The 25956-nt window shown below is 40.1% G+C and carries 13 protein-coding genes, 5 tRNA genes and 1 pseudogene; 10 read left to right on the top strand and 9 right to left on the bottom strand.

Annotated elements, in window-relative coordinates:
• Positions 1–40: 40 nt before the first annotated feature.
• Both btsR and CW745_RS01515 read right to left on the bottom strand, forming a co-directional pair.
• On the bottom strand, positions 41–775 hold the full coding sequence (gene btsR, locus CW745_RS01520) for a two-component system response regulator BtsR (RefSeq protein WP_101106619.1): 735 nt from the start codon (positions 773–775) through the stop codon (positions 41–43).
• Positions 775–2457, bottom strand: a complete 1683-nt coding sequence (locus CW745_RS01515; RefSeq protein ID WP_101106618.1) for a sensor histidine kinase — start codon at positions 2455–2457, stop codon at positions 775–777. The genes btsR and CW745_RS01515 overlap by 1 nt, the downstream gene beginning before the upstream one ends.
• 106 nt (positions 2458–2563) lie before the next feature.
• Here CW745_RS01515 and CW745_RS01510 point away from each other — a divergent pair, with 106 nt between their 5' ends.
• From CW745_RS01510 to CW745_RS01485, 6 genes are all read left to right on the top strand, one after another.
• The gene (locus CW745_RS01510) at positions 2564–3862 is read left to right on the top strand and encodes a DEAD/DEAH box helicase (RefSeq protein ID WP_101106617.1); all 1299 of its coding nucleotides are present in this window, start codon (positions 2564–2566) and stop codon (positions 3860–3862) included.
• Between the two features lie 141 nt (positions 3863–4003).
• Positions 4004–4080, top strand: a tRNA-Pro gene (locus CW745_RS01505).
• 43 nt (positions 4081–4123) lie between these two features.
• A tRNA-Arg gene (locus CW745_RS01500) sits at positions 4124–4200 on the top strand.
• A gap of 17 nt (positions 4201–4217) precedes the next feature.
• A tRNA-His gene (locus CW745_RS01495) sits at positions 4218–4293 on the top strand.
• 38 nt (positions 4294–4331) lie between these two features.
• Positions 4332–4416, top strand: a tRNA-Leu gene (locus CW745_RS01490).
• Between the two features lie 159 nt (positions 4417–4575).
• A tRNA-Pro gene (locus tag CW745_RS01485) sits at positions 4576–4652 on the top strand.
• Positions 4653–5381: 729 nt separating this feature from the next.
• Here CW745_RS01485 and CW745_RS01480 read toward each other — a convergent pair.
• The 3 genes from CW745_RS01480 to CW745_RS01465 form a co-directional block, all read right to left on the bottom strand.
• Complete coding sequence (locus CW745_RS01480; RefSeq protein ID WP_101106616.1) at positions 5382–7973, bottom strand: Ig-like domain-containing protein; 2592 nt, start codon at positions 7971–7973, stop codon at positions 5382–5384.
• Positions 7974–8395: 422 nt separating this feature from the next.
• Positions 8396–9886, bottom strand: a complete 1491-nt coding sequence (locus tag CW745_RS01470; RefSeq protein WP_101106614.1) for a SulP family inorganic anion transporter — start codon at positions 9884–9886, stop codon at positions 8396–8398.
• 803 nt (positions 9887–10689) lie between these two features.
• Entirely contained in the window at positions 10690–10914 is a 225-nt protein-coding gene (locus CW745_RS01465) for a hypothetical protein (RefSeq protein ID WP_101106613.1), read from the bottom strand.
• 112 nt (positions 10915–11026) lie between these two features.
• Here CW745_RS01465 and CW745_RS16870 point away from each other — a divergent pair.
• Positions 11027–11137 (top strand): annotated as a pseudogene (locus CW745_RS16870) (IS30 family transposase); the annotation flags it as partial.
• A gap of 260 nt (positions 11138–11397) precedes the next feature.
• Here the strand turns inward: CW745_RS16870 and CW745_RS01455 are convergent.
• On the bottom strand, positions 11398–12873 hold the full coding sequence (locus tag CW745_RS01455) for an FAD-dependent oxidoreductase (RefSeq protein WP_101106612.1): 1476 nt from the start codon (positions 12871–12873) through the stop codon (positions 11398–11400).
• 655 nt (positions 12874–13528) lie between these two features.
• On the opposite strand from CW745_RS01455, the gene CW745_RS01450 reads away from it, so the two are divergent.
• The gene (locus tag CW745_RS01450) at positions 13529–14491 is read left to right on the top strand and encodes a TAXI family TRAP transporter solute-binding subunit (protein WP_101106611.1); all 963 of its coding nucleotides are present in this window, start codon (positions 13529–13531) and stop codon (positions 14489–14491) included.
• Positions 14492–14573: 82 nt separating this feature from the next.
• Positions 14574–17195: a TRAP transporter permease gene (locus tag CW745_RS01445; protein ID WP_101106610.1), complete on the top strand. Its 2622-nt coding sequence runs from the start codon at positions 14574–14576 to the stop codon at positions 17193–17195.
• Between the two features lie 111 nt (positions 17196–17306).
• Here the strand turns inward: CW745_RS01445 and CW745_RS01440 are convergent, their stop codons facing one another.
• Positions 17307–17933 carry a heme-binding protein gene (locus CW745_RS01440; protein ID WP_101106609.1) on the bottom strand — a complete coding sequence of 209 codons (627 nt, stop codon included), beginning with the start codon at positions 17931–17933 and terminating at the stop codon, positions 17307–17309.
• A gap of 334 nt (positions 17934–18267) precedes the next feature.
• On the opposite strand from CW745_RS01440, the gene CW745_RS01435 reads away from it, so the two are divergent.
• Positions 18268–18525, top strand: a complete 258-nt coding sequence (locus CW745_RS01435) for a hypothetical protein (protein WP_101106608.1) — start codon at positions 18268–18270, stop codon at positions 18523–18525.
• A 97-nt stretch (positions 18526–18622) separates the two neighbouring features.
• Here CW745_RS01435 and pbpC read toward each other — a convergent pair whose 3' ends face one another.
• Both pbpC and CW745_RS01425 read right to left on the bottom strand, forming a co-directional pair.
• A complete protein-coding gene (gene pbpC, locus CW745_RS01430; protein ID WP_101106607.1) occupies positions 18623–20983 on the bottom strand; it encodes a penicillin-binding protein 1C in 2361 nt (786 codons plus the stop codon).
• Positions 20970–25868 carry an alpha-2-macroglobulin gene (locus CW745_RS01425; protein ID WP_193755510.1) on the bottom strand — a complete coding sequence of 1633 codons (4899 nt, stop codon included), beginning with the start codon at positions 25866–25868 and terminating at the stop codon, positions 20970–20972. The genes pbpC and CW745_RS01425 overlap by 14 nt, the downstream gene beginning before the upstream one ends.
• Positions 25869–25956: the final 88 nt, after the last annotated feature.

Below are 25956 nucleotides of genomic sequence, written 5' to 3'. Positions count from 1 at the left end.
AAATGGTTTTAATTTCTGATTAAGTGGTTTTACAATGTATTCAACTTAATTGAAAACGCTCTTTGAGTATTTTTAAGTAGCGACGGCTCACAGGTGCAACTGCCCCACTATTGGTAATAATTTCAGCTAATGAATTATCAAGCATACGAATTTCCCGAATAGCATCAGGGTGGATCAAATACTGACGGTGACAACGCAATAATTCGGTTTTCTCTTCTAATACTTTTAAGCTTAACGTACAACTTTTATGTGCACTGTTATCCGCTTTATCACAGATAATATGCACACCAGATTGATCACTGTAGGCAACTTCTATTTCACAGGGTTTAAGTAACAGATAACGATTAAAACCTGCACAGGGGATCAATGATAATGGCTCGCTGGTTAGTGGCTGATAATCCGCCATTTGTGTCGCGCCTTTAACGCGCTTTAAGGTTTTCTTTAAGCGACAAGGTTCAATTGGCTTTAATATATAATCAAAGGCGTTATCTTCAAAAGCCTGCAGAGCATACTCATCGTAGGCGGTGACAAAAATAACTTTTGGTAAGGTATCTTGGTCTAACATACTTAGCATCTCAATGCCGTTGATTTGGGGCATCTGAATATCTAAGAAAATGAGATCTGGTTTTAGTTTATTGACTTGTTTAAGCCCCTCAATCGCATTTTGACAGGTCGCGACAACCTCTATTTCTATTTCATTTTGTTCATCTAATAGCGCCATTAACTCATCACGAGCATACTGTTCATCATCAATGACAATCGCGGTTAAGTTCATTATTTATCCTCATGATACGGGAAGCGAATTTGTGCACAGGTTGAGCGGTTTGCTTCGCAAGAAAGCGTCAAACCATACTGCTCACCAAAGCGATTTTTAATACGTTTATCGACTATTTGTAAACCTAAGCCTGCCTGTAACTCTTTTTCGCTTAAACAATAGGTGCCCGCATTATCGATAACCTTTAGCACCACAATATCGTCTTCGCGGTAACCTACTACATCAATAATGCCATCTTCAAGTAAGGTTGATGTACCATGTTTAATCGCATTTTCCACTAAAGGTTGCAAGGTAAATGTGGGTACCCATTGCATCAATAGTGGCGTGTCAATATTCAGGTTTACCGTTAACCTATCGGAAAAACGTGCTAACTCAATTTCAAGATATGCGTGAATGTGCTTTAACTCATCTTCAAGTGTCACCGTTTCAATATTATGTTTTAAATTACGGCGAAAAAATTGCGATAAGTGTTGGATTAGCTGTCTCGCTTTATCAGGATCTTGACGGATCACCGCACTGATCGTATTCAATGCATTAAATAAAAAATGCGGGTTAACCTGCGCCTGTAACAAACGCAGTTCGGCCTGACTGAGTAAAGTTTGTTGTTCAAGGTAACGGCTGTTTAAAATTTGATTAGAAAGTAATTTTGCAAGCCCCTCCCCTAAACTGCGATTAAGAGATGAAAACAACTTTTGCTTCGGCTCATACAGTTTAATTGTGCCTAATACTTGATTTTCGCTACCCAGTAAGGGAATAATCAGGGCGGCCCCCAATTTACAGTGAGGACTTAAAGAACATTGATAAGCGACCTCATAACCATCAGCAAAAATAATCTCTGCATTTTCTATCGCTTGTTTGGTATGTTTAGAAGAAATTGTGGTACCGGGTAGATGATGATCGGCCCCGATGCCTTTAAAAGCCATGATTTGATCACGGTCGGTAATAGACACCGCCCCAACGCCCGTTTCTTCATAAATTATCTGCACGACTTTTTGAGTATTTTCACGGTTAAAACCACTGCTTAAAATACCCACCGTGCGTTCAGCAATGCGCATCGCCTTACTAGAAAAAGAAGCGGAATACTTTTCATAAATCGTTTTCCTGTCCTGAATAATACTCATAAACAGTGCTGCGCCTAATGAGTTTGCAATAATCATCGGTAAAGCAATGGTCTGGACTAACGTTAAGGCTTGCTCATAGGGTTGTGCCACTGCCAGAATGATCGACATTTGCATCACCTCGGCCACCAATAACACCACTAAGGCCAACAGTGGATTAAAGATTTTATCAACCAATCCACGGCGCATGTAATAAAGGTGCACTAAACCACCAAGTAAACCCTCTGCCGTCGTCGAAATAGCGCAGGCAACATCGGTAAACCCACCCATAGAATATCGGTGTATTCCGCCCGTTAACCCCACCGCAAAACCAACAACGGGACCACCTAATAATCCGCCCATGACAGCGCCAATCGCGCGCGTATTGGCAATGGCGTTTTCAATCGCTAAACCAAAATAGGTGCCAAGCACACAAAAAAGACTAAAAATCACATAACAAGCAAGTCGTTGCGATAAACGTCCTGACAACATCGTTAATGGCATAAACAATGGCGTTTTACTGAGCAGATATGCGAGTACTAAATAGACGCTAAGTTGCTGTAATAATGAAAAGATAAGTTCCATAGCGGGCTTTTCCAGAAAGATGCAAAGAAAAAAGGTTATAACTGTTATTCGTGAGTGCGTTATACTCCCGTTCTTTAAAATTTTTTGCAATAAAGTGGTGATATAAATGAGTGTTGATGCAATTGGTTTATCTTCAGAATTATTAAAAGCGGTGAAAGCGTGTGGTTATAAAACCTTAACCCCCGTTCAACAACAAGCGATCCCAATGATTCGTTCCGGTGTAGACCTATTAGCCAGCGCACAAACCGGAACAGGTAAAACCGCGGCATTTAGCTTACCAATTTTAGATTTAATCGCTAAAAACAGTAATGATTTAGCGGCAACAAATCACACTATTAAAGCATTAATACTCACACCAACACGTGAACTGGCACTGCAAGTTGCCAAAAACATTCAAGAATACAGCCAATTTATGCCAATCACCTCCGGCGTTGTTACCGGTGGTGCAAATGCAGATCCGCAAATAAAAATGCTAAAAAACGGTGTCGATATTCTCATTGCAACACCGGGGCGCTTACTTGAGCACCTCAATGCTCGCCACGTAAACCTGACGCATATTAAACATTTAGTACTTGATGAAGCTGATCGCATGCTCGATATGGGCTTTTTAACTGATATTCAACAGTTACTCGAAGTGATGAAACAGAAACACCAAACCGTCATGTTCTCTGCAACCTTCTCAGCAAAAGTTAAAACCTTAGCAAACCAATTGCTACATACGCCTAAAACGATTGAAGTATCACCTTCTAATTCAACATCAGGCAAAGTAAAGCAGCAAGTTTACTGGGTATCAGAAGCGCGTAAACGAGAGCTTTTATCAGAACTAATCGGCGTTAAAAATTGGAAACAAGTACTGGTATTTGCCGGTACCAAAGAGAGCGCTAATTTACTCGCTAAAGAGTTAAAGCTAGATGGTATAAAAGCAGCCCTTTGCCATGGAGATAAAACCCAAGGTGCACGTAATAAAGCGATAGAACAATTTGCTCAAGGTAGCGTGCGCGTTTTAGTGGCGACGGATGTAGCGGCTCGAGGCTTAGATATTCCAGACCTTCCCTATGTGGTTAACTTCCACCTTCCCTTTCTTGCAGAAGATTACGTTCACCGAATCGGACGTACAGGTCGCGCAGGAAAAACAGGCATGGCAGTTTCACTCGTTAGCCCTAAAGATGAGCAATTCTTAGATAATATCGAAACACTCATTGGTCGTCAGTTTGAACGTATCATCTACCCTGGCTATGAGATAAATGACCCATTTGATGTAGATGCTAAAGGGACAGAAAAACCACTTAAGAAAAGTCGCTACAAAGCAACACAGGAGCATAACCAAATGATTGCCCGTAAAAAGGCAGAAAATACCCCTGCAGCCATACGCCGTGCTAAAGCGAAAAAACGTAAACAACGCTAAGCAGATGAACAATTAACCGTTCGTAGATGAATACGTTTATTAATTGTTCGTTCAGCACAATAATAGTAAATAATATTTGACGAGGCGCACGCAACTCAGTAATATCTCGCCTCGTTGACAGGGCTTAAGCCTAACAACTTTCGGTGATTAGCGCAGCTTGGTAGCGCACCTGGTTTGGGACCAGGGGGTCAGAGGTTCGAATCCTCTATCACCGACCAGATTTTAAAATATGTTATTAAACATGTTTCAGAAACCAGCTATGCGCCCTTAGCTCAGCTGGATAGAGCAACGGCCTTCTAAGCCGTAGGCCACAGGTTCGAATCCTGTAGGGCGTACCATATTTAAAAGTTTAGTGGCGGATGTAGCTCAGTTGGTAGAGCCCCGGATTGTGATTCCGGTTGTCGCGGGTTCAATCCCCGTCATTCGCCCCATCTTTTAGATGTAAAAGCAGTAAAAAGTTTAAATAGTTGCGGAAGTGGCGGAATTGGTAGACGCGCTAGATTTAGGTTCTAGTATCGTAAGGTGTGAGAGTTCAAGTCTCTCCTTCCGCACCATTTAAACTAAAAAAGTTAAAATTGAAACCTGGATTTAGGTTCAGCTATTCTTAAGGTAAGCGCAAGCTGTAAGAGCTATAGCCTCTACTTACGCACCATTTAAACTTATAAATCAAATAGTTATTTTCAATCCCCAAGACTATAATGATTTAACAATTTCGGTGATTAGCGCAGCTTGGTAGCGCACCTGGTTTGGGACCAGGGGGTCAGAGGTTCGAATCCTCTATCACCGACCACATATAAAAAACCGCACTTGTTGCGGTTTTTTTTCGTCTTGAGTTTGCTAAACATAACAATTTTTAACATCTAAGGTTCAGCATATCCTATTCTTCTTCACCTCCATTTATTATGCCTCAGAACAGCAAAATAACCATCGGTGCCCAAACGGTGTCTATTTGCTATTCATCACCCTTAGAATTTTCAATAATTACCTTTCATAAAACATCAAATTTTAGCAAAGCTCAATGCTAAGTAAAAAAACATCAAGACACTTTACTGTAACCAAATGTGTGGAGGCCACTTGCCTTACTGGTATGACTACTATTAAATACCCCACTAATCGTGCAAGGGTGTTTTTATGACGAAATTCACTTTTATTCTTTCCTAACCGTATAAAGAAGCGATTAAACTTTTTCTTATTATTTTCACGATGTAATTTCCCGACTTGACTTAGAATATAACAATGCCCCATAACTCGGTTTACACTTTTTACTTCAAAAAACTAACTCGCTTTCGCCCCCAAAGCGCCTTAGAAATGGATATCATGGCTCGTTATTTAAAAGTCCGTTGTGAGCCTATAGCAGACATGAAATAAGCTGTTTTTTTATCTAGTTATGAGGCGTTTCGGAGCATATAGCTAGAGAGTATGTAATCAATGGCGCTATTTACTGGCATTCATTTTAATAGCTTAAAATTAAACACCGTAAGGTGTACTGGAATTAACACACCTCACGTAGCTAGCCAAATTATAAAAATTTATAAATAAAGGCGAGTTCAACAGTTTGAACATCACCTGAAAGGTAATTCCAAAACAAATCAGATTTGAACTCTCCTAATTCAATTAGGTTAACGCCTAACCCGAAATTAGGATGTACATTTTTGTCTACCTCAAAAGCTATATTACTAGAACTTACATCTAAATAACCCAGTCCAATACTTGCATAGGGAGAAAATTGCTCTCCCCATAGCTGTGTCACACGATAAATACCGTTTACACTGTAATTTTGATAATCGATGCTCATGTCTGTGTATTGTATGTAATTAGCATTCAAGTCGGCACTATTTAGCCACCGATAAGTGAGTTGCAGGCTCATATTTGTGTCGAATTGATAACCGATAGAGGCGCCAATTGAAAATCTTTCGTCATTTGACTGAGACCAGCCTCCATGTTCGATATCTGGAGAAAGAAGTGAAACACCAGGGTTGATAGAGGCATAAAACTCACCTTGTGTCTCGGCTTTTGCGATGCTTGCAAAGGGAAGCAATGTGCTTAGCAGTAATGCAATTAGCGATTTTCTCATTCTGATAACTAAAACAAATATAAGTGTAATCAATCCCCAAATATTCAAAGACCCGCCATTCGTGGTTCCTGCAATGACTTTCCCCCCATGAGGAACACCAGCTTGCACATGAAGATTGACAGTAGCAGGGTAACTATGTCTTGATCCAATATCTGTAACATCATATTCAAAGCTATCATCGCCTATAAAACCAGGTTCAGGAGTGTAAATAAATTCACCACTCTCCTTAAGTGTTACCGACCCATGCATTGGTTGTTTATAGATTCGTGCAGTTAAACCGGCATAAAAAGGATCTTGTGTATTCGCATCATCTGTATCGTTAAACAACACACCTGGTGCAACAATGGTATCAATACTGTCTGCGTAAAGTGAGTAGCTATCATTATTCGCAATTGGCGCTGCATTGTTAGGGATAAGGGTCCAACCAGTGGAGAGAATTGTTATTGATACTTTTGCTTGGCTAGTATTGATTGAATAATAAAATTCATCATTGCCATAATAGTCAGCATCAGGTTGATACTCAAAACTGCCGTCTGCATTCAATGTGACACTTCCATACAAAGCATCTTGGTCTAATGTAGCGGCTGCTGAATTTTCATTGGTATCATTTTTAAGCACTCCATCTTGGCTAGATACAATCAACTTAGTATCTTGATCAACCTCATAGCTATCTGGGTGAGCATAAAGAGATTCATGTTTTTCGAATGCGCCAATGTCGATACTCACCCCCTGTGGGCGGGTTTGCTTGAGGTAATCTGATGTGATTGAGCTTCCATCGGCATATAGCGCTTTAGCGTCGTCGCCTTTATCAACAAGCGCTATTGAAAGCGTGTTTGGAACGAAACAATTAGTTGTAACGCACCCTGCAAGTGACAGGCCAGTATTTGGGGTGTCATCGACACCAGGTGTCGAAATAAAGTTATTGTTGTTCTCTGATAATGGGTAAATAGTTGTATCGTCCCAATCAGTTGGATAAATTGCAGAGCCAACATTATTTGCACCATCGATTATAACGAGTAGATTGTTATTGGCTATAAGCTGAGCACTATTGATTAACTCTATATGGGTCGCTTTGTAAGTAGCAGGGTCTACATTTTTAGTAATAGTCGGGTAATACAGCGTACTATTGGTTAGCGTCAATTTTCCTTTATTGACATAGATTGGCCAACCTCTATTAGCATCCCTTCCATCAAATAAAGTATTTATAATTTGTGCATCAGCTTCATTAAATCTAAAAGTAGAATTAAATAAGCCTTTAAATATACTATCTTTGATGACTGCCGTTGTGCTGCTGCCTGAACTATCTTGACTAACTTGAATAACATGACTGGCAGTGCTTTCAACCAATGGTCCATTAGATTCAAAAGCCGTATTTTCAATAAAAACATCACTATTAAAAATAAGGGTAGGTGCTGATCTTGGACCAAGATTTTCGAATATAAATGAATCTTTTATTGTAACAGAGCCATCTTGAGTAGACATGATGGATGCCTCTCCTTGCCTAGGCACTATCCTATATAGGATAACGTTATTGAGTGTTACATTAGCGTTATCGGAAAAGATAAAACCTGACATGTGTTCTGCCCACACATTTTCAATGGTGACATCGATGGTGCGCCCTGCGGTATTTCGAGGATTAATGTCAAATAAAAGACCAGATGATCTTAGAACCAGATTGTTAGGATCATCCGGATAACCAGTATTAAATGAGCCAGTATCAGAAACCCAGCGTTGATGGTCATTAATGTGGACATAATCATCGCCTAATCCTCGAATGATAATATCATCAGTAATTGTCATTCGGTTGTCGGTTTGACCTGAAGGGACTTCACCCAAATTAGGCGAAATAGGTGATTGTGCATTATATGAAGCCGGTATTTCGATAATATCTTCCCCTGGATTAGCATTGGCCTTTTCGATGAAATATCGAAGTGAGCCTGCGCCTTGATCACTATCTGTAGTGACTGTGTAGGTGGTAGATTGAGCGTTTAACGAGAAGGTGAGTAATACGTAGAAAAATATCGATTTTATAACCATATAATAATGCCTCATTGTATCCATACGGTAATTTGACTTTAAATTAACTAAAGTCTAAACATAGGTTTACTGTATTAGAAACACAAATAACATATTAAGTTATTAATAAATATGTCATGTTATGCACATAAAACATTCTAAAAAAGATAACGAACAGCATGCAAATTGCCGATATTGCAGTTTTTTTAAATTTTTATAAAACTATGTGGTTAAGTAATATTTTTACCTATTTTGCATATTATAAATACGCTTGGGGGCGGAATGACTTAAAGGTAACGTCTGCTTTGTCGGAACAGCGGACGTTAGATACATCAAAAGTGCACATAAATTCTATGGCGCTTTGTGCCCCTTTCTGAGATAGTACTAAAACAGGAATGGCACAGATTTTTGAACACTACCCTCAAGCTACTAGAGCAGTTTCTTTAATGACCCGTCCCGACTTTAGCAAGCTTGTCAGGTTTATCATAAATAGCGAATTTATCTATAAGGGCAGAGCTCTCTTCATTCATGCCAACAATATCAACACTTGCACCTAGCTTTCTAAACTTTAATATTAGCTTATCTAGTGAAGCCACAGCAGTTATATCCCAGAAATGAGCAGAGGTGAAATCTAAGGTAATTTTATCTGCCACCTCTTCAAAATCAAACATCTCATAGAAGTGATCCGATGATGCAAAAAAGATCTGTCCATGAACCTTATGCGTCATATGTTCTCCTTCCTTAATCACCTCATCACTGACGGCCATAATACTTCGGCTATTATTAGCATAGAAAAGTGAAGCCAGCACCACCCCTATCAACACACCAATCGCTAAATTATGAGTCACGACAACTACCACAACAGTTGAGATCATAACGACATTAGCAGGCATGCTATGACGCTTAATATCAATAATGGAATTCCAGGAGAAGGTGCTGATCGCAACCATGATCATCACCGCAACGAGTGCCGCCATGGGCACCTGTTTGAGCCATTGATCCATAAACAGCACCATAATCAAGAGGAACACTCCTGCGCTTAGAGTCGACAAGCGCCCGCGTCCCCCTGATTTAATATTAATAATAGATTGTCCGATCATGGCGCAGCCTGCCATACCACCCATCAATGAAGCACTAATATTCGCAATCCCCTGCCCCTTACATTCTTTGTTCTTGTCACTATCGGTATCGGTTAAATCATCTACTATGGTCGCTGTCATCATAGATTCAAGCAACCCGACAATAGCTAATGCGAGTGAATAAGGCAGGATAATCTGCAGTGTCTCTAATGTTAAAGGTACATCCGGCCATAGAAAGATAGGAAGTGAATCGGGTAAATTCCCCATATCACCAACGGTCCGTATTTCCATGCCTGTATAGCTAGCGACAACCGTTAAGGCCACTATGCATACTAAAGGAGAAGGAATGACTTTTCCGATAGTAGGAATATAAGGAAACAGATAGATAATAGCTAAGCCGAAGCCGGTCATAGCATAGACATGCCAGGTCACATCGGTCAGTTCGGGAAGCTGAGCCAGGAAAATAAGAATGGCCAGGGCATTAACGAAACCTGTTATTACAGATCGTGATACAAGCCTCATTAGATCGGCAAGCTTCAGATAACCGATTAAAATTTGTATGACTCCTGTCAACAAGGAAGCAGCTAACAGGTATTCGAGACCATGATCTTTAACGAGCGTGACCATCAGCAATGCCATGGCACCGGTGGCTGCCGAAATCATTCCAGGACGCGCACCGCTAAAGGCGATAACAACACAGATACAAAATGAAGCATACAAGCCTACTTTCGGATCAACCCCTGCAATGAGAGAAAATGCAATAGCTTCTGGAATTAAGGCGAGTGCGACGACAATGCCAGCAAGCAGATCGCCTCGGACATTTGAGATCCAGTTAATTTTGATTTTTTTAAACATGAGAGTTCCAATAATTCATACAGCTAACCATTACCAAAGAAAATCAGCATATGGTGTGTACTTTTAACGTAAAATTTTGGCGCAAGAAAACCTGCAAAAATGCAGTGATAAGAGTGCGCGAAGATAAGCAAGGTACTTAGGTATTAATAAAACAGAGGGAAGGATTTTAAGGCGGCGTAATTTGCACTAGAGTAATTCCTACGATGAAGTTTAAAGACACTGTATTTTACTCCGCTACAGAAAGATACACAAGAGATATATCGCCGGTTCAAGCTCGACAGCCTAGTTTTTATTCTACAACTACAATTATTTTTAATATTATAGTAACCCGCATAATAATACTCTGGATTAATTCTACAGGGTACTTTAATGATGGAATATAATCTAATTATTGAGGTGTATTATGACAAAAAGAAAATGGAGGAGTATAATTCAAGTATTGAGTGCAATTGGAATCATAAACTGCAAAATTTCTAAGGCGCTTTGTGCCCTTTTCTGAGATAGAGCCATAGAAATTGTGGCTAATTCTACTTAGCCACAACAGATGCAGGTATAATTTTTAGTAGCACTGTTGAGGTATTTGATATATTTATTGGGCAATAGCTGTAACACATTCAAGTCCATTTTCGTTTAGATGAATTCAACACATTTGTAAATTCAGAAGACGTTGCAATGTATCGCTTTACGCCATCATCAGGAACACCATTTACACATCCTAAATTCTTAATATCACTTTTTTCTTTACCATTTTGAAATGCTTTATTTGATACCACATCACATACTTGAATTCTAACTTTAACCTTTCATTGAGAGTCGATAAGAACAATATCGTTGCCTTCAGAATCATCGCTTGTGGATGGATGACATTGGTCTACAAGCAATAAGGGGAAGTGTTCTTGAGCCCATTTTAATGTATCCAATGTTCTCTCTATGGTTGCAATAATATTGATTAGCTCAACAAATTTTTCTGAGCCTTTAGTAATTAATGGGTTAGATAAAGAGGTCAAGTCAATGCTTAGTCGCTTCATTTCTATGCCTATTGATTTGAAGACTTTGAATAAATATCAGCCCTTCTTATAGCTTTAAGTAAATCCTCATGAGCTAAATAAAGAAGGTTAACGACATTACCTCTTTAAAAATGCAGTACTAACCATCACAGCGGATAACGGTAAGGAGTTTGCTTATCATGAAGTGATGACTGAAGACTTAAGGTGTGGTGTTTACTTTGTAGTTCCTTACTGCTCATGGCAGTGAGGGCTTCACGGAAATACTAATGGGCTATTACGCCAATACAGATCAAGAAAGAAGTTAAATCTGCCACCTAATTTCGAATGGTATAAAAAAATTTTCAGATTTCGAAAACGGGGGTGTTTAAAGCAAAAAGCGAACTTAATGCTCGCTTTTGATTCTTTCTGATCAATTACAGCCCGTTTTTTAATGAAGTAGGCTTGTATTATTATCGTCTGGCAGAGTTAAAATAAATGCTTAATAAAGTGATGTTGTTGGTTTTATTAAGCAAAACTCATTTGCAACTCTTTCTTATTAAATTTTTGTTTAATATTTCGATAAGCTAATCCACTTGGATACCCACGTTGCTTGGTGTAGGTTAAAGCCCGTTGGGTAATCGCTTCATCACTAATGGAGTTAGTAATCGAAAACTTTCTCGAGCCTTGAACCGATTGATTAACATAACCTAATTTAATTAACTGTTTCGTTATTTCATCAGCACAGGTTAAAACGGAAGAGGCCTTCACTATTTCACATCTTGCGTAGTTATTATCTTCAAATGAAACACCAGCGGCGCGAAGATTGGCATCATCACCCGGTATCTGCTGTGCACCAAATAGCGGTACATCCGTTACCCTTGCTGCTGAAAAGCGAGGTATAAACTCTGCCATATGCTCAATAGCTCTCTCAGTGCGAAGTTTAACTTCATCCAAAGACCAGCCTTTATAAATTTTGTCTAAGAAATACTTATCAAGTTTAGGTTGTGCGCTGTTTTCATCATTGGCAATTAGTCCTTTATCAAACAAGGTGATTTTTTCAGTCATACCATGTAACTGTATTACGTTGTCTGGATAAGGTGTAAATTGAGCCATTCCGTGAGGTGTTCCACGCTCACCGTGAAAAATAACTTCAGGCCAAAAGCTACCGGTACCTTCCCATTGCGTTACATAAGCGGCCTTAAACTCGACAAAACGGTGTTTATGGAAACCTGCTGCGTCATCTATTTCACCGCTTTTAAAGCCTGCAGCATTAATTATATAATCGAAATATTCAGCAGATTGTTGTTGCTCTTGTTCAAATGAGACTTTCCATCCTTTGTCTTGAGAGTGTGTTAATTGAGTAACTTGGGTATTCAGTAGAATTTTGCTTTTCGGGTTCTTTTCTAATGATAATACGGCACTTGCCCCCAATCTGAAGACATTCCAACCGAATTCTTGCACAAGCACTAAGGGAAATTTAAGTGTGGTTAGATCAACATGCTTAGCAATCGGTATCATCCACTCTTCTGGTGTAGAAGGGACAGGGACTTCATCAAGCAATGCTAATTGCTGCATCTCTTCTAACTCAAATAAACGATAGTAATCTTTGGCGGCCCCAAGGACTTCATTATGAGCATCTTTCTGTATGAGCTGCTCATATTCTTTTGTTAACATTTTTAAACGTGGTAAAAGTGCAAGTGCGTCACCACTGTCTCTTTTAGGTACAGCAATGACTGTCGGACGATAATCAATTGAGTCAGGAAACAAACGAAGCGTTTCGATAGACTCTTTTAATAAGGTGACGCATTGGCTATCGGATATTTCACGATATAAGTTGCCACCAGCATGTAAATGACAGATGGGGGGACCATTGACTAGGCTTGTTCCTTTTTCAAACAAACTGACTTCAAGCCCTATTTCACTTAAGTATAAAGCAACAGACGCGCCTGCTATACCACCACCTATGATTGCGATTTTTTTACTTTTCTGTGAAGTTACCATAATGTTATTTATCAGCCCTGCTAAAAGTAATTGTTGATTTAGTTAATCTGTTATTTGTTATTTATTGTATAGGTGCAATGAATATACGTATCATATTTGTTTGTGCCCCAATATATACAATATTAGATACTTAACTTATACGATAAGAATGTAAAATCAGTTCATTTATTGGTACATTTTTTTCAAAAAATTCAAGCAACAACCCCTAAATAGGGGCTAATAATGTGTACTCATAATGTTTTAAAGCGAACTATTTAATGTGCCATATTGACCACGCCAGAGTTTACAGAAAAATACCAGCCTCGATCATGTACAATTTATTAAAAAAGTAGTTGCTTACAATGACAAAGTGTAAGCCGGAAATATTAATGCGATTTAACTATCTCCCTTACTTACTCCATGTTTCTTATCTAATGATTTTACTTGGCTAAAATTATATCATTTTGTCCATTAACAACGTTCAAATCAAAAGACGATGAACTTTAAAAGCAACCTGCTATCTATAAATGAGTAATAATAAAGCCAAGTTACCAGTTTTGTTACACTTTTTAAATTCTGATTACTCTATCTTGATCGCAAATACTGCTTTTCAAGCTTGTTTCATTAATGGATAACGCCATAATAGGTCGTTTATTTCAACCAAAAGGGAACATTAATGAATAAGATCTTTAAACGCTCAATCTTGGGCGCATTAGTTTTATCAACGTCAATGGTAACCGCTGCAGAGCAAAAATTTGTCACAATCGGTACGGGTGGTCAAACGGGCGTGTATTATGTCGTTGGTCAATCTATCTGTAAGTTAGTAAATCGTGGTATTAAAGATCACAACATTAAATGTAACGCACCTTCAACAGGTGGCTCAGTTGCCAATATCAATGCAATTGGTGCTGGCGAGCAAGACATGGGCGTTGCTCAGTCTGATTGGCAATATCATGCTTACAACGGTACGAGTAAATTTGAAGGTAAACAAAATAAAGAACTTCGTGCACTTTTCTCTGTTCACCCTGAACCCTTTACTTTAGTCGTTCGCTCTGATTCTGGTATTAACAGCTTTGATGATTTAAAAGGCAAGCGCGTTAACGTGGGTAATCCAGGCTCTGGTACACGCGGCACAATGGAAGTTGTGATGGATGCTAAAAGCTTTCAAATGAAAGATTTCAGCTTAAAATCGGAGCTTAAAGCAGCTGAAATGTCGGCTGCATTATGTGATAACAATTTAGATGCGATCACTTATACAGTAGGTCATCCATCGGGTGCAATCAAAGAAGCGGGCGTCTCTTGTGATTCTAAAATCGCACCAGTAACCGGTCCTGAAATCGATAAATTAATCGCTGATTTCCCATTCTATGCACCAGCAATTATCCCTGGTGGCATGTACAAAGGGACAGATAAAGATGTGCAAACATTTGGTGTTGCTGCAACGTTTGTAAGTTCAACAAAAACTGATGACGAAACAGTTTACCAAGTGGTAAAAGCGGTATTTGATAACTTTGCGCGTTTCAAAAAGTTACATCCTGCTTTTGCTAATCTAAAAGAAGAAGATATGATTAAAAATGCATTATCAGCACCACTTCATGATGGCGCGGTTAAATATTATAAAGAACGTGGTTGGATGTAATTTCCCCGTTTAAATTCTCTTATTTTAAAGGCAGTTGATTTTTCACTGCCTTTTGTCTTTTAAGCAATTCAAAGAAGTGATTATGCGCGAACAGATTCATGTGATGAATGATGCTGAACTGCAAGAGCTAGTTGAGCAAACCGAGACCGGCGGGCGACATGCCCATGGTAAAATTAAATTATTAATCAGTATAACGGCGATTGCATGGTCGTTATTTCAACTTTATTTCTCCTCCCCGCTTCCATTTATTTTACAACAATTTTTGAATAACCTTGGCTTACCATTGAATGTCGTTTTTGATGATACCAAGGCGCGTTCAATTCATTTAGCCTTTGCACTATTTTTAGCTTTTTTATCGTACCCTGCATTCAAGAGTTCAAATAAAGATAGGATCCCTACGCTTGATTGGATATTAGCTTTATTCGGTGCTTTTTTGGGTGGTTACTACTTTATCTTTTACGATGGTTTAGTAAACCGCATTGGTATCCCTAATCAAATGGACTTAATTGCCGGTGTTGCTGGTATTTTAATACTATTAGAGGCGACAAGAAGAAGCTTAGGTGCTCCTTTAGCGGTGATTGCACTTATTTTCTTAGCCTTTAATTTTATGGGGCCAAACTTACCGCAACTATTAGCACACAATGCGAATAAGATAACTACGATTGTTAACCAGCAATGGATAACCACAGAAGGCGTGTTCGGTATTGCACTGGGTGTTTCAACTAAGTTTGTATTCCTATTTGTTTTATTTGGCGCGTTGTTAGATAAAGCAGGCGCCGGTAATTATTTTATAAAAACAGCATTTTCATTATTGGGGCACTTGCGTGGTGGACCTGCAAAAGCGGCGGTTATTGCATCGGGTTTAACGGGATTAATTTCCGGCTCATCGATTGCGAATGTGGTGACAACGGGTACCTTCACCATTCCGATGATGAAAAAGGTCGGCTTTTCCTCAGAAAAATCGGGCGCTGTTGAGGTAGCTTCATCAGTTAATGGGCAGATTATGCCTCCAGTGATGGGCGCGGCCGCCTTTTTGATGGTGGAGTATGTGGGGATCAGTTATTTTGAAGTGGTTAAACATGCCATTATTCCAGCACTTATCTCATATATCGCATTAGTTTATATTGTTCACCTAGAAGCAATGAAAGCAGGAATGCACGGATTACAGCGTGCTAAACAACCTCCTGCTGTATTAATTCGTTTACGTAATGCGGCACTGATTGTTTTCTCTTTCTGTTTATTAGCATTAACCGTTTATTTTGGTTTAGGTTGGATTAAAACCCTAGCAGGTGATGCATCGGTTTATGTGATTAGTGTATTAATTGCTACTGCTTATATTGCCATTGCTTACTGGTGTGCCAAGTTCCCTGAACTTGAATTAGAAGATGCCAATGCACCAATCGTTCATTTACCCCCGGTAAAAGAGACAGTGAATTCTGGTTTACACTTTTTACTGCCGGTGATTGTATTAATCTGGTGTTTAATGATTGAGCGTTTATCGCCAGGGACCTCTGCATTTTGGGGAACAGCGGTACTTATTGTTATTCTGCTAACCCAAAAGGCATTATTTGCCTACTTTAGAGGTGAAACTAAATTAACCCAGCAATGGAAAGCAGGTGTTAAAGATCTGTTTGATGGATTAGAGATTGGTGCTAAAAATATGATCAGCATCGGTATCGCAACAGCGACAGCCGGTATTATTGTTGGTGTCGTTGCGTTAACTAATGTTGGAGCGCCACTGGCTAGTATTGTAGAGATGATTTCGGGCGGTAATATCCTACTGATGCTGATTTTTGTGGGTGTATTAAGCCTAATTTTAGGCATGGGCTTACCAACCACGGCGAACTATATTGTTGTATCATCTTTACTCGCAACAGTGATTGTTCAAGTTGGGCAGCAAAATGGGCTAATAGTGCCACTGATTGCGGTGCATCTGTTTGTTTTCTATTTTGGTATTATGGCCGATGTTACCCCACCAGTGGGTTTGGCTTCATTCGCGGCAGCTGCAATTTCAGGTGGTAAACCAATTAAAACCAGTGTCATTGCATTTTTCTATAGTTTACGTACTGCTATTTTACCCTTCCTGTTTATTTTCAATACCGACCTTTTATTAATTGATGTCAGTTGGTTGGAAGGGATAGGCGTGTTTATTATCGCCACCTTAGCGATATTAGTCTTTACTGCGGCGACGCAAAAGTTTTTCTTTGATAACTGTAGCTGGCTAGAAGTGATGCTCATGATAGTACTGGCTTTTGCACTATTTAGACCCGGATATTTCATGGAGAAAATATCACCTTCTTATGTTGAGGTTGAACCTTATAATATCGTGACTGAGTTAGATCGTGCCTTTGATGGGAATGATATGAAAATGAAGGTCAGTGGATTAAGTGATATAGGCGATCCGGTTACCTTTTATGTCCATTTGCCGATTAAAGGTGAAACAGGAAAAGCTCGCCTTGAACATATGGGATTAACAATCATTGAGTCCGATGGCAAGATGATGATTGACGATGTTGCCTTTGATAGCCCGGGAGCAGAGATGGGCTTAGATTGGGATCAAACTATATTATCGGTTGAAATGCCTGTCGATGGCTCGCTTGCGAAACAGTGGTTATATATTCCCACGCTTCTACTGTTATGGTTAATGGCGTTTTTGCAAATCAGACGACGTAAAGCTAAGTTGGTTAAATTAGCAATGGATTAACCATCAAGTTGATAATGAATGAAACGCCTTAGCTTTCATTCATTATTCTAATTTATTAACAGAAAGCCAACTGCTCCAGCAGTTGGCTTTTTATTAAGATACCGATTGCTTTTAAATACTTGGTTTTTCGATAGGGATAAGAATTTCATTTCGTCTTAAAAACCAAGGTTTAAAAGGCGGATCATAACGTGCCCATATCGCCTCTCCGACTACTTTGTATCCCGCATCGTCCATCCACTGTTGAAGTTTTTTATAATGAGTTTGATAACCACTTTCGCTCCAAAATCCCGAGTAAGTAATACTGGCAATATAGCGTGCAGGCACCTCACGAATGGTGACATTAGTATTGGTTGGCTCAGGCACGGTTTCAGGCGTATATTTATCAGGGATCATAAAGCTCACAGCCCATTTATCTGCAGATTTTTGTTGCTCAACAGGGGATGTCATGGAAATTTTTTCTCCCGACGCCTCCTGTGAAACAGGCGCAGTCATGGCAATATCCTGCTGTGACTTATTATCACCGGAGATGTATTTAAACAAAGGCTTAAACGCATCACTACCCGCTTCATCAAATTCAGTATCCACAATGACTTCAGCAATCAAATAAGGTTCATACAAACGGAGTTCAAAGTTATCCTGTTGCGTTAATGTTTGGTATTTTATCTCTTCTGTGGCCATTATTTTCCCCGAAATAAGTAACATCAATGAACAAGTAATAATGACCTTAAAATGCTTCATGCGCTTTCCTTTAGTGTGATTATCTACAACCTTTTGCTGAATACTTGTTTAATAAATTTAGAAAAAAGTCTGCGATGATATGAAAAATCTAAACGAACAAGGGGTGCGTTACCATGTCCACTTTAACTCAATACTAGCATGGGCGAAGAATGGATCAATGACACCTTTCTCAGTATGCTTTTTTATAACAATGAGGCGACATTCAAGCCTGCCGTTAATTAACAGCTTAAATTAAAGTAACCCACTGGCAACAATTCTGTTAATATTTTCAATCAAATTTAGCGCGAGAATAGTAATTATTCACAAACGCCTTTTTAAAGATTAAGGATATACAATGGGATACAGTGACTTTGCCAATATTTTTTCGGAAACGAAAACCTATAAAAGTGTTGAAACCTTTGCTGCTGAACATCGCATCGATTTAGCTGAACTTAAAGCGACAACCACTGACGTGTTTAGAAAGGACGGCAAAATACCCGCTATCAAACATGTTAATGCTTGCTTCAACTTGGGGCGTCCACTGCCACTATTATCAACAAAAAACTACGTTGAGCAGATCGAGTCAGCTATCAACAATGAGCAATATGATTAATAATATCTTATGACATAGGTTATTAGGGCAGTTTATCTTTGGCATTTATTCTTACCACGAATTATCGCGCTTTAAGTTCAACAGTCTGTAAGGTTATTTAGAAACTATCTTTTAAGAAAAAATGCACTCTGCCTGTCACGCCATGTTCATCCACGGCGATAAGCTCTGCATTTCCGGTGAGTGTTTTGGGCAGGGTTAACTGTAAAGGTTGCGACTGCGTGCTTATCCATCGACCATTTAAATACCAACTGACTTTACCAAACTTTCCACTTGCCAGTACCGTTTTTTGAATAGGCTCCGATTGTTGACGATACAGCTGCTGTCTGTTTTCTATCCCGACGATCGTTAGCGCATCGGCTTGTTTAGGTATCACTAAACAACGCTTTGAATAGTTAGGAATACGTGCTGAACGTTTTTCATCTGCCTTTAACCACGGTTCAAATCGGCGTGGCCAGAGCGTTACTTTTTTCATTTTAGCCGTTAAAGCACCACACTCTGCTGTCAAACGTAATGATGTTTTTGGGTCAACCATAAACGTTTGTAAAGCTTGATGAAAGGCGGATCCCGTTTCAATCTGTAGGGTTCTCGGCGCCACCCCCGCTTTAGTTAGCGCGATAAAGCGCCTATCACAATTTCCATTGACTAAGTTTTCTGAGCGTCCATCTGGCCAACAAATCGCTTTATCTTCAACATCATAGGGCCTAATGGGTTGCTGACGTTTGTCATTCAACATATCTGACACAGAGAATAGTGCGGGCGCAGCGGTAGTGACACCTAATGCCTCACGCATCGGATCTCCATTAGGTTTCCCCACCCAAACACCGATAGTATGTTGCTTAGTACTACCAATTGCCCATGTATCACGACTTCCCCAACTGGTACCTGTTTTCCAAGCAAGCTGCGATCGTTGCTCTTTAGAGACTCCCCAATTAAAGTGCTTAGGTAGCGCCCCACCCGTTAACGTTTTCCATGTGATCCAAGCAGCTTCTTTACTCATTAAACGTCGTGGCGCAACGCTTTTATTAAGAGGCTCATGCTCATTGTTTTCAAATAAAAGTGCTTTTACGACCCCTTCATTCACAAGACTACTGTGTAGTGCGACTAACCCCTCCAAAGAGATGCCAGCCCCCCCTAAAATAATGGCTGCATTAGCTTTATTTCCAGGAATACGAAGAGGGTGTAAAACATGCGCCAATTTATTTACGAATGTTTGCTCTCCATAGGCCTCTATCAATTGTACAAAAGGGATATTCAGGGAACGTTGCAAAGCCTCCGTGGCAGTCACAGGGCCGTCAAAGCCCTGCGCAAAGTTTCCCGGACGATAACGCGAGGATAAGCGTGGCACATCGGCTAAAAGCGAGTGTGAATGAATAATATTAGCGTCAATTGCAAGTCCAAATAACAGTGGTTTTAACGTTGACCCCGGGGAGCGGATTGCTTGTATCATATCGACATGCCCCGCCCTGCTTTCATCTTGCATCGATGCCGAACCGACATAGCTAATAACACGTTGCGTGGCATTATCAACCACCAGCACCGCCATTGAAACAGCCTCTCCTTGCAGTGAGGCGTAATCTGCGACAAACGCGCTTATCTGTTGTTGCAAATCTCGTTGAATATAAGTTTTTATGACCGATTTATCGGAATTTTTTTGCTGTAAACGCCTTGCTAATAATGGCGCAACAAAGGGCTGCTCAGGCTCCCAAACGACAACTGGCTCTTGTTTGACTTGTGATGCTTTTTGCTCACTCCAAATATCCTGTGAGGCTAATCGTGAAATGACCTTATTACGAGCCTGTGTGGCTCGTTTGGGATGTCTATCGGGTCGGTATCGGGAAGGCGCTTGTGGTAATACGGCAAGTAAAACCGCTTCTGCAGGACGTATATCTGAAACCAGTTTGCGAAAGTATTGATAACTTGCAGCTTGCACACCTTCAAGTGTGCCACCAAATGGCGCGTAGTTAATATAAAGAGTTAATATCTGCGCTTTACTTAACTGCCACTCTAATTGCAAGGCACGTAATACTTGCTGTAATTTTCCACTCAAACTGCGATCGTGAGGATGCAATAATCGCGCGACTTGCATGGTTAAGGTTGAACCACCTGAGACAATACGTTGATGATATAGGTATTGCCAAGCAGCCCTTAGAAAGCTCACCGGATTGACCCCAGGATGCTGATAAAAATATCGATCTTCGTAATTGATCAATGCTTCAAGGTAGTCTGGCGAGACATCTTGCAGACTCACCTGATATCGCCACACGCCATTTTTATCGGAAAAGGCGCGCAGAGGCACTCCGTCATCATCAAGTACAACCGTTGCAAAGTCTCGATGTTTATCGGGTATCGCAAGTGGAAAAGCGTAGTTTGCAATCCACAGGAAAAGGAATATCAGTAAACAGCAAAGCAGTGTAACAACACTGCTTGTTAACCATTTATTGCACTTAAGGTTTGCCATTAACGTTTATTTTTTTGATACTCCCGCCCACACCATAAAGTGCAGGTTTATACATTGACTCTACACGCGCGGCCGGAAAAACATATTCACCGGGGTTAACCGCGCGTGACAAAACATACAATGTTTGTATTTTTTTAGCGGGTAGATCAAGTGCGGCAACATAACGATCATCTCTGTACTCTTGATGATCAATATCTGCAGTCACAGCAATATTTTCACCTTCAATATCAATATCCTTGAGCTTTAAGCTACTGTTTAAATTTTGATTTTCTAGCTCAACACCTGCAGGCATAAAATTGACCAATAGCGCATCAGGTACGCGCTCTTCACTGCGTATTTGTATGCGTGTTAATAAAAGCGCTCCCGAGGTTAGCGTACTGTTATCCTCTATTTTTAGCGCGCTATTATTTTTCACGATAAAGTTTTCCGTGGTGACTTTTATCCCTTGGTTAATATCGTAATCAGGCTCTTTTTTTATGCCAGTCCAATCAAAGGAGGCATAAACCGCTTGCTCGCCAACATTTTTTATTTGTGTGGCCGACCCAGCAACTACTTCAATATTATGATGGTATTCACCCGACTCTTGCAGTGATGTTTTGCTGTCATTAAGGCTTAAATCAATTTGCCATGGTTTATCCTGATACTGCTGTTTAATGGTCATGTCTAACAATAAAATAGCACTACGCTCCTGTGTGCTTAACCACATCTGTTGGTGCATCGCCGAGACGATTTCAGGGATAAGCGCTAGCGCTGATCTTTTAATCTCAGCATTGACGGATGAAGCGTTCAGTAACGCATTCAGCACCATGGCGTTATCACGTAATTCACTACCATAATCACCCAGGTATTGATCGCCTCTTTTATTGCTCAACGCTTGTGTAATAATGGCGTTGCCCTCTTTCTCACTGCCGGTCATAAGCATCGCTAAACCAAGGTGTACAGCGGGTAATTTACCAATTGCAGCCGGTATATCTTTCTCTGCAATATCGCGCAAAGGCCCGAGCGTTACTTTATTTTGTTTGGCTAATACATAAGCAGCATAGGCTCGGTAAGCAGCCTCGTAATGTTGTGGATCACTAGACCATGTTTTAACACGATGGCGAGCGCGCGAACTAAGATAACTTTGCAAGCGTTTGTTTGCTTTCGTCAGCATCTCCTCTGGAACTGCAACGCCCTTAGCTTTTAAGTCATATAAAAACTCAGTTGCATAGGCAGTTAACCAATGTTGCTCCACGGAGGTTTTACTCCATAATCCAAAACTACCATCAGCACGCTGTAATTCGCTATAGCGTGCAATCGCTCCCTGTGCTTTTTGCTGAATACTCTCAACGCTGACACCATTAATACTTGTTGATTGGCCATCTTCGCTAAGCACCGAAGCAAATGGGCGTGATTTACTGGTGGTTTGCTCCAAACATCCATAGGGGTATTGCGTGAGATATTGCCAATGAGCACTGGCATCAAGATTAGGGCTAACACTCACAGAGAGCTGTAACTTTTTACTCGCGTCAGTTAAAGGATCTAATGCGTTCGGCGGTAATAACAGGCTATCTCCCGGCATTAACAACGCTTTGTGTGACTGAAATTCACTTGCTTGTGTCGCGCGCACTGGTAATTCCCATTGGCGTTCAATCGTCTTGTCATCAAAAATGAGAGCTGTTTCAATTTCCCCTATACCTATTGCCTGTTGCGCAGTTAATGTGAATTGTAATGTCTGTTTTTGATTGGGTTTCAGAGAGACTTTCTGTGTCTTATTATGTTCCTTAAGCATACCAGATACATTTATTGTAAAGTCACCTTCTATCAACTCTTTAGTAACATTAGTTAAATCGATAGCGACTTGACTACTATCGCCACTGGCTAAGAATTTAGGCATTGCAACCTGTATAACGACGGGTGATGCCACCTTGATAGACTGCTCTGTTTTTGCAAACTTATCGTCATCAAATGCGACCGCCGTTAACATTAGCTCACCATCAAATACGGGTAACTGTAATGGAATTTCAGCCATTCCATCTTTAATAGCGACTAATCCACTAAACAAACTAACAATTTGAACATCGCTATCTAGCTTTTCGCCACCACGCGTTAAAGCAGCATCCCCACCCCAACGGATATTTGCTTCATCAGCTAATAACGGTGTCATCACCTGATCGTAAATATCGGTGATTGCGCCTTGGTACTGACGTTGCCCATAAAAGAACTCATGCGGATCTTCAACGTGATAACCACTCACGCTTAATACACCCGAATCAACTGCGCTTAACGTAAGTTTTGCATTACCCTGCAAGGCTTGTCCCTTGGTATCTTTTGCTGAAACTTTTACCATCACTTGCTGATTGGGTATCCAACTCTCAGGCACCTCAATCGATAAATCCATTGTTCTATCGCTACGGTTAATGGGCAGGTGGATAATGCCAAAACTTCGTTTGGCAACGGACTCACTGTGCAACTTAGAAGGTGTAATTACAAAGGCCGAAATATAGATATCATGTCTTGATAAATCATTAGGTAACGTTAAAGTAACTTCAGACTCTCCTTTTACGACCTCGACCTGTTGCTGATGAAGCACGCTATCAGCTTCAATGCTGATCAATGCATTACCTGTCACCGGCGAGCCGATACGTAATGATAATGTTTCTCCGGGCAAATAACTGGCTTTATCTAGGGCTAAGCTGACACTATCCGGGCGAATGGTTTCACTGTTATTTTGCCAATCATTATACCAGGCTTCGCCGGCTCTAAAGCGGTACACGGTTTTACCCTGTGATGAAAGATCTGTTAGCTGTAAACGATAGTCTCCCCATTCAACCTGTTGTGAAAAGCGTAACGGGGTTTGATCAGAAAAACTGACCGTGCGGCTATCAACCACATACTCTTTTTCAATACGTTCGTAATGCCAGCCGTTACGGCTGTTATAAGTCCAAAAATAACGTTTTTCTTCACGTACCAGCTCAATGTTTGCCTCACCCTGAGTAAGTGCCTCGCCTTTTGCATTTAATTTTAACAAGCTGAAATTAATTTCTGTGTCACTGGCAGACTGATTATTTTCAAAACCAGGTTTAACGGCAATAAAACTGGCTTTAGGCCATAACAAGGTATCATGGAAACGGTTAATAGCCCGGCCACCACTTTCAAAAAGACTATAGTTTAAACGCACTTTTGAGGGCACTTGCCAACTATCCCACGATTGATACAACTGACTAATATATTCACCAGCATCATTTAAGGTGGCGTTTTTCATCTCAAAATGGGTTGCTTGTTTGCTTTTATTATCACCTACATAGTAGTCTGGCCAGTGCTTAAACGGGGTTGCCCATGCAGATATTGAGCCACGCGTTTCTAACCGGTTCCCAGCAGCCGGTGCACCATATAGGTACTCGCCTAAGACCTTCACTTTTAAGGGATTAATTTTGGCATCTTTGTTAGGCATGAAATAACTCTGTTCACCCGATTTTCCCATTGTTAATCGTAATCTTTCAGGTAAAAACTCTTCTATTTTAAAGTGAAAACGAGCAGTCGTTTTAGTCTCTCCTTTAGCATTAAGACTGACTTGCCAATTACCTACAGGGCTAGATTTGGGCAGATATGCGGTGTACTGGTAATAACCATTATCGGTATCGGTTGCATTTAACCACATTGATTTATAGGTGCTACCATCGGGTTTGATGAGGGTAAGATTAAACACTTCATCTTTGACTTGACCATCGCCATCGCGGTTTAAAATGCTAAATGTGATTGCCTCACCTGGTCGATAAATATCCCGCTCAGAATAGATAAACAGTTGGCTGTTGCTATAGGGTCTACCACCCACATTAAAATCAGATAAATCAAAGCGAGGGTTTTGATATGGAAGCACTGTTACCTGCTCGCCATTACGCGCAACCACAATAGCTAAACGCTTATTATTATGAATTTGTAACTGGCCTTTTGCATCGGTTTTGTATGAGGCATAGTTCACCGATTTATTATCTAAAAGGTCAATATTAATATCTTTTAGTAGCTTTCCTGTTTGAATATCCTGCGCGATGATCTCTGTTTTTTGTGAAAATTGACGGATTTGTAAACCAATCGCAGAAACTGAAAACCAAGTCGCCCCAGTGAACTCAAAACCACCGGGCTTACCTAATGTCGCAAAATAAACGCCACTTTCACTCGCCCATTTTTTATCGTTAATCGGGAATTTAGTAATTTGTCGTTGATTGGCTTTACCACCAGTTTCGATGCGCGCGGTATAAATATGCTCGACCATTTTTTGGCGATTTTGATTTTCGTAATAATATGCACCACTGTTTGCGATACGTTTAAAGTCTCTTAAAAAAGCACTTAAATGGTCTGCTTTTACACGATAAATATTAAGATCTGCCTGTGCAACATTAACAGAATAAATACCTAAATCATCAGAGAACCCCGGTACTAAAATCGCACCACTCTTGGCTTTAAAACTAACAATCGGTTGCATTTTTCTGGTTTTAATCGAGTGAGAATAGTTTTCTGAGGAATGCTTACCATTACTCGCTTTAATACCTTTGCTAATCGTAATGTCATAATTTGATTCAGGTTTAATCGCAAAATATTGAAGCTTTTTACCATCTTTACTCAAAACAGGTGTTGCTAATTTAGGCGAGGTTTCAATAAATTTGTCAAAGTTTTGGTCTGTTTGCAGTGGCGCATTAAACAATAATGAAATTACATTTTCATTGCCAACTTCTCGCTCTGATACATCAAGGAGTTTCAATTCAATATCACTGTAGTCTCTTACTTGTTGAGTGATCTGCTCTGTTGAGTTTTCACGAATTGTTTCAACATCATTGCTTTGTTTATTCTCTTGACAAGCGACGACTAAAAATAGAATCGCAACCGTGCAAAGTATTTTTTGCAACATTTCGTGGTACTCCATAGCGTTATTGGTGAATGATAATAAGGTAATTAAGGCTTGCTAATAACGACACCAACTTTGACTAATAGTGCAC

Origin of the sequence: Psychromonas sp. psych-6C06, from assembly GCF_002835465.1 — a bacterium.
GTDB lineage: Bacteria > Pseudomonadota > Gammaproteobacteria > Enterobacterales > Psychromonadaceae > Psychromonas.
The sequence above is the reverse complement of the archived record's forward strand: the minus strand, read 5'-3'. Positions and strand labels throughout refer to the sequence as shown.

Coding starts and splice junctions, on each gene's coding strand:
- btsR (WP_101106619.1), bottom strand. CDS start 775: ATGAACTTAACCGCGATTGTCATTGATGATGAACAGTATGCTCGTGAT.
- CW745_RS01450 (WP_101106611.1), top strand. CDS start 13,529: ATGAATAAGATCTTTAAACGCTCAATCTTGGGCGCATTAGTTTTATCA.
- CW745_RS01465 (WP_101106613.1), bottom strand. CDS start 10,914: ATGAAGCGACTAAGCATTGACTTGACCTCTTTATCTAACCCATTAATT.
- CW745_RS01455 (WP_101106612.1), bottom strand. CDS start 12,873: ATGGTAACTTCACAGAAAAGTAAAAAAATCGCAATCATAGGTGGTGGT.
- CW745_RS01435 (WP_101106608.1), top strand. CDS start 18,268: ATGGGATACAGTGACTTTGCCAATATTTTTTCGGAAACGAAAACCTAT.
- CW745_RS01480 (WP_101106616.1), bottom strand. CDS start 7,973: ATGGTTATAAAATCGATATTTTTCTACGTATTACTCACCTTCTCGTTA.
- CW745_RS01470 (WP_101106614.1), bottom strand. CDS start 9,886: ATGTTTAAAAAAATCAAAATTAACTGGATCTCAAATGTCCGAGGCGAT.
- pbpC (WP_101106607.1), bottom strand. CDS start 20,983: ATGGCAAACCTTAAGTGCAATAAATGGTTAACAAGCAGTGTTGTTACA.
- CW745_RS01510 (WP_101106617.1), top strand. CDS start 2,564: ATGAGTGTTGATGCAATTGGTTTATCTTCAGAATTATTAAAAGCGGTG.
- CW745_RS01515 (WP_101106618.1), bottom strand. CDS start 2,457: ATGGAACTTATCTTTTCATTATTACAGCAACTTAGCGTCTATTTAGTA.
- CW745_RS01425 (WP_193755510.1), bottom strand. CDS start 25,868: ATGTTGCAAAAAATACTTTGCACGGTTGCGATTCTATTTTTAGTCGTC.
- CW745_RS01440 (WP_101106609.1), bottom strand. CDS start 17,933: ATGAAGCATTTTAAGGTCATTATTACTTGTTCATTGATGTTACTTATT.
- CW745_RS01445 (WP_101106610.1), top strand. CDS start 14,574: ATGCGCGAACAGATTCATGTGATGAATGATGCTGAACTGCAAGAGCTA.